Origin of the sequence: Lachnospira hominis (ex Liu et al. 2021) (assembly GCF_014287955.1) — a bacterium.
Taxonomy (GTDB): Bacteria; Bacillota; Clostridia; order Lachnospirales; family Lachnospiraceae; genus Lachnospira; species Lachnospira hominis.
This window is the reverse complement of sequence record NZ_JACOPD010000005.1, coordinates 222,643-236,385: the sequence shown is the minus strand read 5'-3', so window position 1 is coordinate 236,385 and position 13,743 is coordinate 222,643. Positions and strand designations below refer to the sequence as shown.

At 36.4% G+C, this 13,743-nt stretch carries 13 protein-coding genes; all 13 read left to right on the top strand.

Annotation, left to right across the window (positions count from 1 at the left end):
• The first annotated feature begins 9 nt into the window (after positions 1 to 9).
• Positions 10 to 1,965: a DNA mismatch repair endonuclease MutL gene (gene mutL / locus H8S01_RS08765; protein WP_186836927.1), complete on the top strand. Its 1,956-nt coding sequence runs from the start codon at positions 10 to 12 to the stop codon at positions 1,963 to 1,965.
• Entirely contained in the window at positions 1,962 to 2,906 is a 945-nt protein-coding gene (gene miaA / locus H8S01_RS08760; RefSeq protein WP_186836926.1) for a tRNA (adenosine(37)-N6)-dimethylallyltransferase MiaA, read from the top strand. Before mutL ends, miaA begins: the two co-directional genes overlap by 4 nt.
• A complete protein-coding gene (locus tag H8S01_RS08755) occupies positions 2,906 to 4,201 on the top strand; it encodes an aminotransferase class I/II-fold pyridoxal phosphate-dependent enzyme (RefSeq protein ID WP_021865464.1) in 1,296 nt (431 codons plus the stop codon). The genes miaA and H8S01_RS08755 overlap by 1 nt, the downstream gene beginning before the upstream one ends.
• Positions 4,202 to 4,318: 117 nt before the next feature.
• A complete protein-coding gene (locus H8S01_RS08750) occupies positions 4,319 to 4,591 on the top strand; it encodes a DUF4321 domain-containing protein (protein ID WP_186836925.1) in 273 nt (90 codons plus the stop codon).
• Between the two features lie 8 nt (positions 4,592 to 4,599).
• The gene (radC, locus tag H8S01_RS08745; RefSeq protein WP_330605555.1) at positions 4,600 to 5,340 is read left to right on the top strand and encodes a RadC family protein; all 741 of its coding nucleotides are present in this window, start codon (positions 4,600 to 4,602) and stop codon (positions 5,338 to 5,340) included.
• A 19-nt stretch (positions 5,341 to 5,359) separates the two neighbouring features.
• On the top strand, positions 5,360 to 6,379 hold the full coding sequence (locus tag H8S01_RS08740; RefSeq protein ID WP_186836924.1) for a rod shape-determining protein: 1,020 nt from the start codon (positions 5,360 to 5,362) through the stop codon (positions 6,377 to 6,379).
• Between the two features lie 45 nt (positions 6,380 to 6,424).
• Entirely contained in the window at positions 6,425 to 7,273 is an 849-nt protein-coding gene (gene mreC, locus H8S01_RS08735; RefSeq protein WP_021865460.1) for a rod shape-determining protein MreC, read from the top strand.
• Positions 7,274 to 7,303: 30 nt separating this feature from the next.
• Positions 7,304 to 7,834 (top strand): rod shape-determining protein MreD, encoded by a 531-nt coding sequence (gene mreD / locus H8S01_RS08730; RefSeq protein ID WP_186836923.1) that lies wholly within the window; start codon positions 7,304 to 7,306, stop codon positions 7,832 to 7,834.
• Complete coding sequence (locus tag H8S01_RS08725) at positions 7,818 to 10,571, top strand: penicillin-binding transpeptidase domain-containing protein (protein WP_021866684.1); 2,754 nt, start codon at positions 7,818 to 7,820, stop codon at positions 10,569 to 10,571. Before mreD ends, H8S01_RS08725 begins: the two co-directional genes overlap by 17 nt.
• Before the next feature lie 15 nt (positions 10,572 to 10,586).
• Entirely contained in the window at positions 10,587 to 11,315 is a 729-nt protein-coding gene (gene minC, locus H8S01_RS08720; RefSeq protein WP_186836922.1) for a septum site-determining protein MinC, read from the top strand.
• 97 nt (positions 11,316 to 11,412) lie between these two features.
• The gene (minD, locus tag H8S01_RS08715) at positions 11,413 to 12,219 is read left to right on the top strand and encodes a septum site-determining protein MinD (protein ID WP_021866686.1); all 807 of its coding nucleotides are present in this window, start codon (positions 11,413 to 11,415) and stop codon (positions 12,217 to 12,219) included.
• Between the two features lie 59 nt (positions 12,220 to 12,278).
• Positions 12,279 to 12,554: a cell division topological specificity factor MinE gene (gene minE, locus H8S01_RS08710; RefSeq protein ID WP_186836921.1), complete on the top strand. Its 276-nt coding sequence runs from the start codon at positions 12,279 to 12,281 to the stop codon at positions 12,552 to 12,554.
• Between the two features lie 24 nt (positions 12,555 to 12,578).
• Positions 12,579 to 13,733 (top strand): FtsW/RodA/SpoVE family cell cycle protein, encoded by a 1,155-nt coding sequence (locus H8S01_RS08705; RefSeq protein ID WP_021866688.1) that lies wholly within the window; start codon positions 12,579 to 12,581, stop codon positions 13,731 to 13,733.
• The last annotated feature ends 10 nt before the right edge of the window (positions 13,734 to 13,743 follow it).

The following is a 13,743-nucleotide window of genomic DNA, read 5'->3' as shown; positions in this document are numbered from 1 at the left end:
GAGGGAAAAATGTCAATTCAGGTATTGGATCAGGAAACAATCAATAAAATTGCTGCCGGAGAAGTTATTGAAAGACCGTCATCAGTTGTAAAGGAACTTGTTGAAAATGCAATAGATGCCAGTGCAACCGCTGTTACAATAGAAATCAAAGACGGTGGAATATCTTTTATAAGAATAACAGATAACGGAAGCGGAATTTCAAAGGATGATATTCCTATGGCATTTTTACGCCACTCAACAAGCAAAATCAAATCAATTGAAGATTTAATGAATGTCTCATCTCTCGGATTCAGAGGTGAGGCACTTTCAAGTATAGCTGCTGTATCACAGGTCGAGCTTATCACCAAGACAGCAGATGATTTTACAGGCAGCAGATATGTTATTGAAGGTGGTAATGAAATATCACTTGAAGAAGTAGGTGCTCCTGACGGAACTACATTTATTGTGAGAAATCTGTTCTACAATACTCCTGTACGCCGCAAGTTTTTAAAGACTGCCGCAACAGAAGCAGGATATGTCAATGCACTTATAGAACATCTGAGCCTGTCACATCCGGACATATCGTTTCGTTTTATAAATAATAACCAGAATAAACTCCACACATCCGGAAATATGAATCTTAAAGATATAATTTATGGTGTGTACGGTCGTGATATTACATCAAACCTTATGGAAATATCCGGTAAGACACAGGATGTTGAAATAACAGGATTTATAGGAAAACCTGTTATCTGCCGTGGAAACCGTGGCTATGAAAATTATTATATCAATGGGCGGTATATTAAAAGTTCAATAATTACAAAAGCAATAGAGGAAGCATATAAAGGCTATATAATGCCACATAACTATCCTTTTACGGCAATCCATTTTAAAATTAATCCGTCGATAATGGATGTTAATGTACATCCGACGAAAATGGAACTTCGTTTTTCAAAAAATGAATTTGTATACAGATTTGTGCTTGAAACTGTAAAGGAATGTCTTGCAAACAGAGAGCTTGCAGCACGCGTAAAGCTGCCCGACCCGGTAAAGCAGCAGCAATTTACTAAATCGCCTGAAAATATAAAACAGACCGAAAAATCTTACGTACAGGAAAATACAGATTCAAAACCTTATCAGGCACCACGTATTGAGCCTCCAAGAGAGAGTTTTTACAATTCAACAGAATCTTCTGTTAAACAAAAAACTGTAAATGAAAATCAAACCGCAGGCTTTATAAAAAACATAACAGATTATACAAAAATGCCGCCGACACGTCTTCCGGAACCATTTGAAATCAAGCGTTCTGATGAAATGATAAAAGAAGATAAAAAGATATATGAAGCGGAAAAAAAACAGGAAGCCGAACAGCTTTCAATGTTTGATACTCCTCTTATGAGCGAGAAAGCAAAGGCTGACTACAGGATTATAGGCCAGCTTTTTGAGACGTACTGGCTTATTGAATATGAAGATAAGTTTTATATGATGGACCAGCATGCCGCACATGAGAAAATTCTTTACGAGCGTTTTATGAATCACTTAAAAGTAAAGGACATGGATACGCAGATGATAATGCCACCTGTCATTATTGAACTTAACATGCAGCAGGAAGATGCGTACAAACGCAATAAACAGGCATTTTCAAGGCTGGGCTTTGAGATTGAGGAATTTGGTGGAAATGCGTATAAAGTCAATGGGCTTCCGGCAGGACTTCCAAATATCAATCTTAAACAGATGCTTATAGATATGATAGATGGTCTGACAGATGATAACAGCACTGACCTTGATATAATAACAGAACGTGTGGCAACGATGTCATGTAAGGCTGCTGTGAAAGGAAATAATAAGCTTTCATTTGAAGAGGCAAAAGAACTTATAGAAGAACTTATGCAGGCTGAAAATCCATACAACTGTCCTCATGGCAGACCTACACTTATAGTTATGTCAAAATATGAAGTTGAAAGGAAGTTTAAACGTATTCTATGAAACCATTGATAATACTGACAGGACCGACAGCTGTCGGAAAAACAGAACTTTCAATAAGACTTGCAAAAGCTGTAAACGGCGAAATTATAAGTGCCGACTCCATGCAGGTCTACAAAAAAATGGATATAGGCACAGCAAAAATCAGACCGGAGGAGATGCAAGGTGTAAAACATTATCTTATTGACTGCCTTGAACCGGATGAAGATTTTAATGTTGTATTATTCCAGAAAATGGCAAAAGATGCAATGGAAAAAATATATGATGCAGGACATATTCCGATAATAGCAGGTGGTACCGGATTTTACATTCAGGCACTCTTATACGATATTAATTTTGATAATGTAAATGAAGAATCCGAATACAGAAAGTACCTTAAAGATATTGCTGATAAAGAGGGCAATGAAGTGCTTCATGGCATGCTTGCAAAAGTAGATGAAAAATCAGCGAAAGACATTCATCCCAATAATGTAAAAAGAGTTATAAGGGCTTTGGAATATTTCCACCAGACAGGCAAAAAAATTTCAGAGCATAATGAAGAGCAAAGTCAGAATGTTTCACCATATAATTTTGTCTATTTTGTATTAAACGATGACAGAAAGCTTCTATATGAACGAATCGACAGACGGGTTGATGAGATGTTTGAAGAAGGGCTTGAACAGGAAGTAAAGAGACTTATTGATTCAGGGCTTACAAGAGAAAGTATTTCAATGCAGGGTATCGGATATAAGGAAATGTTTGATTATTTTGACGGCATGTATGATATTGATACAGCCAAAGAATTGATAAAACAGGATACAAGACATTTTGCAAAAAGACAACTGACATGGTTCCGCCGTGAAAAAGATGTCACATGGATTAATTATGAAAATTACAATCATTCAAAAGATGATATGCTTGAAGCAATGATTGAAATAATAAAAAACAAACAGGGAGAAATATAATGAACAGCGATATTAAGAAAATGTACTGTGAACAGCTCGGAATATCCGAAAAAGTATATGATTACAGTGAAAATATAATAGCAGGATTAAAGGAACGCTTTGAGAAAATTGATGAGACGGCAGAATATAACCAGATGAAAGTTATTAATGCAATGCAGAAAAACCATGTTGCTGAAATGCATTTAAATGGTACAAGCGGATATGGCTATAATGATGACGGAAGAGATACGCTTGAGCAGGTTTATGCAGATATATTCAAGGCTGAAGCCGCACTTGTAAGGCCACAGATTATCTGTGGCACACATGCACTGAACATTGCACTCTCATCAAATCTGCGTCCTGGCGATGAACTTTTATCACCTGTAGGAAAGCCATATGATACTATGGATGAAATAATAGGCATCAGACCTTCCAAAGGAAGTCTTGCAGAATATGGCGTTTCTTACAGACAGGTAGACCTGCTTGCTGACGGAAGCTTTGATTACGAAAATATTAAAAAGGCAATAAATGAAAAGACAAAACTTGTTACTATCCAGCGTTCAAAAGGATATGCAAGCCGTCCTACACTTTCAGTTGAAAGAATAGGCGAACTTATTTCATTCATAAAAGAAATAAAACCGGATGTTATTTGCATGGTAGATAACTGCTATGGTGAATTTGTTGAGCGTATCGAACCTACCGAAGTTGGTGCAGATATGATTGTCGGTTCTTTAATTAAAAATCCTGGTGGTGGACTTGCACCATGCGGCGGTTATATTGCAGGAACAAAAGAATGTGTTGAGCAGGCTGCATACAGACTTTCTTCACCGGGACTCGGAAAGGAAGTAGGTGCGACAATCGGTGGCGTAAACAAAGAGTTTTATCAGGGACTTTTCCTTGCTCCGACTGTAGTTGCAGGCGCATTAAAAGGTGCTATATTTGCAGCAAATGCTTATGAAAAGCTTGGATTTAAAGTTGTTCCTGACGGAAAAGAAGAACGTTACGATATAATTCAGGCAGTTGAACTGCGTTCAGCAAAAGGACTTATTGCATTCTGCAAAGGTATTCAGGCTGCCGCACCTGTTGACAGTTTTGTTACTCCTGAGCCATGGGCGATGCCTGGGTATGATGACGATGTCATTATGGCAGCAGGTGCTTTTGTGCAGGGTTCATCAATTGAACTTAGTGCTGATGGACCTTTAAGAGAGCCATATGCAGCATATTTCCAGGGTGGACTCACATGGTATCATGCGAAACTTGGAATTATAATGAGCATGCAGAAAATGTATGAAGAAGGATTAATCACTGTCGAATAATGGTGATAATTTGACTTTAATATCATAAAAAAGTTTATATACATTATAAAAAAAGTATGATATAATAATTTAGCTTAATTTGTAAATTTATATGCTTTTTAGCGGAAATGGAGTGACATGAGTAGTATTTCTAAGTACAAAAACGGATGGCTTTTACTTTTATTTATTATGATTGGCATTGTTATCGGCGGACTTATATCCGAGGTGACAGCAGGAGTTTCAGGACTTTCATGGCTCTCATATGGCAATACGTTTGGCATCAACAGTAACGGTAATCCACTTGTTCTTGATCTGGGAATATTAGTTATTACATTTGCTTTGCAGATTAAGATTACAGTGGCAAGTATTATTGGCGTGATAGCTGCCATTGTGATTTACAGATTCATCTGATTATCCGCTTGTCCGGAAAGGATGACAAATTGTACGAATCAGGTTATTTTTTAAATTCCCATACCGGAGAGAATGAGCATAGGCCATATGAGAGATGTATGGCACTGGGTGCGTCATCATTAAGTGATGCACAGCTTATTGCAGCGATTTTAAGAACCGGAACGAAAGGGATTGATGCCACAAAACTTGCAGAAGAAATCATAAAGATGTGTGGCAGGTTTGATACTAATGATAATGATTCGCTAATCGGTCTTGCGAATCTGTCAATACCGGAACTTATGAAGATTAAGGGGGTTGGCAGGGTTAAGGCAGTGCAGATACAGTGCATATGTGAACTGGCAAGAAGAATTGCAAAAAAGACAGCAGCTGTAAAGCTTGATTTTTCTTCGCCTGAGACAATAGCAGGTTATTACATGCAGGATTTGAGAGGACTTGATAAAGAGCATCTTATTCTCGTTCTCCTTGATAACAAATGCTGCCGTATAAGAGACTGTATAATATCTGTTGGCACAGTCAATGCATCACTGGTTAATCCGAGAGAAATATTTATGGAAGCATTAAAATACGGTGCATCATCCATAATACTTCTGCATAATCACCCAAGCGGTGATGAAACTCCGAGCAGAAATGACATACTTGTCACAAAAAGAGTTGCCGAAGCAGGAGAAATTATGGGAATACATCTGTTAGACCATATAATAATCGGGGATAATAAGTATACAAGTCTTAAAGAAAAAGAATATATGTAAACGAAAGGAGTCCATAATCATGGCAAACATTTACGGAGTTGATATTGGCACAAGTAATTTTAAAATGTGCTGTAAAGATAAGGAGGATATCTTAAACGAAAAGAATATCATCGCAATTGCAAATAAGAAAGACCTTCTTGCATTTGGTGATGAAGCATATGAAATGTATGAGAAAGCACCTGAAAATATCGAGGTTTCATTTCCGGTTAAATTTGGTGTTATCGCAGACATTGAAAATATGCAGACACTTCTTTTAAGCTTTTTCAACAAGATTAATGGTGATAAGAAAGCACCGGGGAATACAGATTTCTATATTGCAGTTCCTACAGATGTGACAGAAGTAGAAAAAAGAGCTTTCTATGAACTAGTTGCTGATTCAAAAGTTAAAGCAAAAAATATATATATTGTTGACAAACCTGTAGCTGATGCCATTGGTGCCGGACTTGATGTAACAAAATCAAGAGGTATCATGATTGTAAATATCGGTGCTGAGACAACTGAGATTTCAGTTCTTTCACTCGGTGGTATTGTTATCAGCAAATCAGTTAAAATTGGCGGTAATAAGCTTGATGACAGCATTATAAGCAATGTCCGTAAAGTATATAATCTTGTAATCGGAAGCAAGACTGCAGAAGGTTTAAAGAAAGAACTCGGAAGTGTAGTCAAGGCAGAAGAGCATTTTGCACCGGGATTTGGCCGTAATGTCCTTTCAGGACTTCCTGTCAGCGTTGACATATCATCCGATGTAATTTATCAGGCTATCGTTGACCCGCTTCATTCAATTATGGATTCAATAAAAGTTATTCTTGAGCGTACTCCGCCAGAACTTGCTGCTGATATTATCAAGAACGGCATATATGTATCAGGTGGTACATCAAATATCAATAACCTTGAAAAATTCATCAACCAGGAGACAAATCTTTCAGTTAATATCGTAGAAAATCCATCTGAAAGCGTTGTCAGAGGTCTTATGGGCGTAGTTACAAATCCTGATTTTGCAGGCGTTGCATATACTCCTCAGGATAAGACTTACGATTAATAATTATCATATGGTGTATTAGAACAGATGTAAGGAATTTGTAAAATGAAAAAAAAGTTTTCAGAAATTTTCACTTCTAAATTCATACTAATTCTGGTGACAGGACTTTGCGTGATATTTATCGCAATCAGTTTTTTTACCAACAAACTTGTCACCCCTTTAAAAAATGTTGTCTCTGCTGTAGTAGTTCCTCTGCAAAAGGGAATGAATTATATGGGATTATGGGCAACTGACGGTTACGACAGACTTCAGGAAGTCAACAGGCTTTTAGATGAGAATGAAAAGCTTAATGAGCAGGTTGATAATCTTACAGAAGAAAATAACCGTTTAAAGCAGGATACTTATGAGCTTGACAGGCTGCGTGAATTGTATGAACTTGATGCAAAATATACAGAATATCCAAAAACAGGAGCCCGAATAATCGGAACATCATCCGACAACTGGTTTTCTACATTTACTATAGACAAAGGCAGTGATGATGGTCTTGAGACAGACATGAATGTAATTGCCGGCGGCGGTCTGGTAGGAATCATAACAGAAGTCGGTAAGAATTATTCTGTTGTAAAGAGCATTATAGAAGATGGAAGTTATGTCAGCGGACAGCTTATTGATACAGGGGATGTCTGCACAATCCGCGGAGATATTGAGCTTATGGATCAGGGACTTATCCATATACAATATTTTAAAAACGGAATAACAATCCGTAATGGCGATAAGATAGTTACATCTAACATAAGCGGCAAATATCTTCCTGGTATTCTTATAGGATATACAAAGGATGTGACAACAGATGCCAATAACCTTACGCAGTCAGGATATCTTGTTCCTGCCGTTGATTTTGGTCATCTTCAGGAAGTTCTTGTAATTACTAAGAAAAAAGAAAACGGAAATTAAACTTGTACCGGTAATCATATAAGGAGCATTATGAAAAGAAAAATAGGAGAATTAATTATAATTTTGCTTTTTTATCTTTTTCAGGTAACACTTGGAAGAGTAATCAGCATTGCTGGAATTATGCCAAATCTGCTTATAATTATACCTGTTATTTTTGGATATTTTAATGGCAAAAATGAAGGTATGTTTACAGGATTTTTTGCCGGTGCATTATATGATTTATCGGCTTCATCATTATTTGGTTTTTCTTCGCTTGTATTTATATACATAGGATACCTTGCAGGTATATTTTACAGAAGATATGAAGGCACAGAAATTATATTTCCGCTTATTATAGTTTCAGCAGGAGATTTAATATATGAATTTTTATCATATATAGGTAATTTCCTTCTTCATAACAGGCTGAATATTGTATTTTTCCTGACAAGATTTATAATACCAGAGATGATTTATACAATGCTTGCTTTTGTAATATTGTATAAGCCGCTTGTATGGCTTAATTCACATCTTAATGTCAGAGATAAAAGGAGAGTAAATAAATTTGATGAGAGAAATATTTGACTATTGTTTAAGTTTACTAAAGTCAAGACTTGTTCCGTTAGTGCTTGTATTTGTAGTACTTGCATCGGTACTTGTAAGCAGATTATTTTCACTTCAGATTATAAATGGCGAATCATATGCAACTAATCTTACTGAATCTATAAAGAAAACTACAAGTGTAGCTGCGACAAGAGGCCGTATTTTTGATAAAAATGGTGTGCTTCTTGCGTATAATGAACTTGCATTTGCAGTTAAAATCAGTGACAGCGGCACATACAAAGATAATGACATTAAAAATGCAACAATCAATAATGCAATTAATAAGACACTTAATATAATCGAAGAAAAAGGTGATAAGTATTCTAATGATTTCCAGATTACATATGAAAATGGTTCTTACCAGTACACTGTGAGCGGTAACTCTCTTTTAAGATTTCAAAGGGATACCTATGGTACGCAGACAATTGCTCAGTTATCTGATGAACAAAAGAATTCATCTGCTTCACAGATGATTGATTCACTCTGCTCACGTTATGGAATTAACCAGCAGGAATACACGCCTGAACATGTGCTTGAGATTATCAATTTAAGGCTTTTAATGTCTGCAAATTCATATAACAGATATATCAGTTTTACAATTGCTAATGAAGTTTCCGACCAGACAGTTGCAGCTATTCTTGAAAATTCAGATGAGCTTGCAGGTGTTACGGTTGAACAGCAGTATATCCGTAAATACGTTGACAGTGTATACTGTTCACAGATTCTCGGATATACGGGTACTGTGTCTACAACCGAACTTGCAACATTAAAAGAGCAAAACTCATCATATGAAAACAATGATGTTGTAGGTAAAGCCGGCATTGAACAGTCAATGGAACAGGAACTTTCAGGTGAAAAAGGTTCAAAAACCGTATATGTAGATACCGTAGGACGAATAACTGAAGTGTTAGATGAGACTGACCCGAAGGCTGGCAATGACGTATATCTTACAATTGATATAGAACTTCAGAAAAAGATATACAATGCAATTGAAGATGAACTTGTATCTATAATTTCATCAAACCTTACAAGCGGTACTACAAAGTATACGTATAATGCTTCAACCGGTGATATTAACAATATTTATATTACTATACCTGAGGTGTATTTTGCTCTTATTGATAACAATCTAGTATCAACAAGTAAGATTGCACAGGGAAATACTGAAAATGAACGTGATGTGTATGCAGCATTCCAGTCTAAAAAAGAACAGATATTTGACTTGTTAAGAAGTGAACTTACATCATCACCTACAGCATATGGACAACTTTCAGAAGAAGAACAGGCATATATCTGGTATATTTACAAAGATTTATTAAAAGCGAATGGCATATTTAATTCCAATAATGTTGATACGAATGATTCTGTATATAAAGACTGGACTAATGGCAATTCAACAAGTCTTGAACAGCTTTTAAGATATTCTATCACAAAAAACTGGATTAATATGTCAGATTTTACATCGGAACAGTATACAAGCCTTGATGAAGCATATAATGAACTTGTCAATTATATATTTGATGTTTTAGAGACTGATGCAGATTTCCATAAAAAATTATACAAGTATATGATTGAGAACGGCAATATATCCGGACGACAGGTATGTATGATGTTATTTGAGCAGGGATTTCTTCAGGGTGATGATGATTATCAGGCATTAAGTTCGGGAAGAATATCTGCATACGATTTTATGAGCAGCTGTATATCATCAAAGAGAATAACACCTGCACAGCTTGCATTACAGCCATGTTCAGGTTCATGCGTAATAACCGACCCTAACAATGGTAATGTTCTTGCACTTGTATCATATCCAAGTTATGACAATAACAGAATGTCCGGAACAATAGATGCAGACTATTACAAGCAGCTTAACAATGACAAATCCAACCCGCTTTATAACTGGGCAACGCAGGCTCAGAATGCTCCGGGTTCAACATATAAAGTATGTACTTCAATCATGGCTCTTGATATGGGAATTATCAATTCTTCAACTTCATTTTACTGTAGTGGTACATTTGATAAAATTACACCTAGTCCAAGATGCTGGGTACGAAGCGGTCATGGAACAGAGACAGTTACAACAGCCATCAGGGACTCATGTAACTTATTCTTCTATAATGTAGGTTACAACCTTGCTTTAAGCAATGGATTATTTGATAACACATATGCAACTTCTGTAATGCAGAAATATGCAGAAGAGCTTGGTCTTGCAACAATGTCTGGTATTGAGATTGCCGAGAAAGCACCTAGTGCATCTAATATTGATGCGGTATATTCAGCAATCGGACAGGGTAATCATGCTTACAGTACACTTAATCTTGCAAGATATGTAACAACAGTTGCTAATTCAGGAACATGCTACAACCTTACACTTATTGATAAGATTACAGATAACAATGGTAATCTTATACGAGATAACAGTGCTGAGGTTGCCAATGTCATGAATATAAGCCAGTCAATATGGGATACGGTTCATTACGGAATGAATCTCGTTGTAAATACGTATTCTGCATTGTCAAAAGTAAATCTTAATTTTGCAGCTAAGTCCGGTACAGCCCAGGAAAATAAAAAAGAGCCTGACCATGCCATGATGATAAGTTATGCTCCATATGACAATCCACAGATTGCAATGGCAGTATCAATACCTAATGGTTATTCTGGTTCGCAGGCATCTGAGCTTACTGCCAAAGTCCTTAATCTATATTTTGGACTTGAATAATATAGTAACGAGGTGATGAGGGTGAGTAATACTGTTATTATTAAAGGTAACAAACACGGTATAACTGTTGTATTAAATGGCGATGACAGCTTCGCCGATTTAAAAAACAGTGTGAGAGAAAAATTCCGACAGTCAGCGGCTTTCTTTGGAAAAGCTGATATGGCACTTGCGTTTGAAGGCAGGTTTTTGTCAGAAGACCAGCAGATACAGCTTATGGAAATTATCCAGGAAGAAACAGAAATGAATATTTTATGTATTGTAGACCTTGATAAAGACCGTGATGCTTTATTTGAAGCGGCAGTAAAAACACAGACAGAACTGCAGGAAGAAATGCCGGGCACTACAACTGCACACAACAATAATGCCGGCGGTACGTCAGAAGGCCTGTTTTATAAGGGAACACTTCGTTCCGGACAGGTTCTTGAATCTGAGACAAGTGTAATTGTTCTTGGCGATGTAAATCCTGGCGGACGCATAATCTCTGCCGGTAATGTAATTGTGCTTGGAAGCTTACGCGGTAATGTTTTCGCCGGTGCAAACGGAGACGAACATGCATTTGTTGTTGCACTTGAAATGAATCCTATGCAGATAAAGATTGCAGATGTCATAGCAAGAAGTTCAGACAGTGCTCCAAAGAAAAAGAGCAAAAATAAAGGTGTGATGCCTAAAATATCGTTTGTTGAAGACGGAAATATTTATATAGAAGAACTTACATCCGATATTCTTGAAGATATACGAATTTAAAGAAAAGAATTTGAAAGAATTTTAAAAAATTATTGATTTAATTGAAAAAATTACGCATAATGTAATTTAATAGTATTAATTAACCGGGAGGCATATAATGAGTGAAGTAATTGTAGTAACGTCTGGAAAAGGCGGAGTTGGCAAGACTACTACAACAGCCAATATTGGCACAGGACTTGCAAAACTTGGAAAGAAAGTAGTAATGATTGATACAGATACAGGTCTTAGAAACCTTGATGTTGTTCTTGGACTTGAAAACAGAATTGTATACAATCTCGTTGACGTTGTTGAAGGAAACTGCCGTATAAAGCAGGCATTAATCACAGATAAACGATGCCCTAAGCTTTATCTTCTTCCTACAGCACAGACAAGAGATAAATCAGCCGTAACTCCTGAGCAGATGATAAAGTTACTCGATGAACTCAAATCTGACCCTGAAGGTTTTGATTACATAATTCTTGACTGCCCAGCTGGTATTGAACAGGGCTTCCAGAATGCAATCGCAGGTGCAGACAGAGCTTTGGTTATCACAACACCTGAAGTTTCAGCTATAAGGGATGCAGACAGAATTGTGGGACTTCTCGATGCACACGGACTTAAAGATCATGAAGACTTAATTGTCAACAGAATCCGCATGGACATGGTCAACCGTGGCGAAATGATGTCAATTGAAGATGTTAATGATATTTTACAGCTTAATGTAATTGGTGCAGTTCCTGATGACGAAAATATAGTAGTTGCTACTAATAAGGGCCAGCCTCTTGTTGGTGATGATTCACTTGCCGGACAGGCATATATGAATATCTGCCATAGAATAATCGGAGAAGAAGTACCTTTCCTTGATCTTAATGGCAAGGGTGGTTTCTTTAAAAAACTTTCAGCTTTATTTAAAGGCGGCAAATAATATTTAATTTTGCAGCTATAGATGCACATTATACGTGTGCCAAAGATTGGAGAATATGTATGAGCTTATTAGATTTATTTAAGAAAAAAGGCTCTGGTGATGTTGCAAAAGACAGACTTAAACTTTTATTAGTTTCGGACCGTGCGAACTGTTCGCCAGAAGTCATGGAAATGATTAAAAATGATATTATAAAAGTAATATCAAAATATATGGTTATAGATGCAGACGGACTTGATATTCAGATTACATCAACAGAATCTGATACAAACAATGGCTCTGTGCCTGCATTATTTGCAAATATTCCTATTAAAGATATGCGTAACAGCGATAAATAATAATAGGATTAACGAGGATTTTTTATGTTAAAAAAATATCAGTTGCGTTCATATAATATAAGACTTGTTATAGCACTGCTTATTACATCCGGATTTGGTATAATTGTTATCAACAGTGCCAATTCAGCATATACGATAAGACAGTGCATAGGTCTTGCAATATCACTTTTTTTGATGGCTGCAGTATCCTTTATAGATTACAACTGGATTTTGAAGTATTATTGGCTTATTTACATTGTCAATCTTGCTGCATTGCTTGCTGTTAAACTGTTTGGTCATGAAAGCCATGGTGCTAAAAGATGGATAAAAGTTCCTCTTATCGGACAGTTCCAGCCGTCAGAGTTTACAAAACTGCTTCTAATTCTCTTTACAGTAAAGCTTTTATGCATGTATAAAGATAAGATTAACGATTGGAGATTTCTTACAATACTTGCAATTTTACTTGCAATACCGCTCGCTTTTATTTTGAAACAACCGAATCTTTCGACAACATTATTGACATTTCTTATATTATTTACAGTAATTTTCTGTGCAGGATTAAGTTATAAAATAATCGGAATTGCACTTCTCATAATTGTGCCTGTTGTAAGCGGATTTATGATTTATATAAGCAATCCCGATAACAAAGTATTTTTTATACAGGATTATCAAAGAACAAGAATTATGGCCTTCCTTAACTCAGATGCCAATGAATATGATGATTCCAATTATCAGCAGGAATATGCAGAACGTGCAATCGGTTCAGGACAGTTAAGTGGAAAAGGGCTTAATAATGATGATCCTTCCTCATTAAAAAATGCTCATTATATAGCAGAAGCCCAGAATGACTTTATTTTTGCCGTAATTGGTGAAGAATTAGGATTTGTCGGTGGATGTATAACGATTCTACTATTGTCATGGATTGTTATAGAGTGTATAATTGTAGCAGTAAAGGCAAAAGACTTTGCCGGGCGGCTGATATGCTGTGGTGTCTCGGCATATATAGGTTTCCAGACATTCATTAATATAGGTGTTGTAACAAGACTCCTGCCAAATACAGGTCTTCCGCTTCCATTTTTCAGTTATGGACTGACATCACTGTTTTCATTGTTTATATCAATGGGAGTAGTTCTTAATGTAAGTCTGCAAAGAAAAGTTGAAAGAGATGATGATATTTTTGCGGATGATTTTAAAGGATAGAATATAAAAT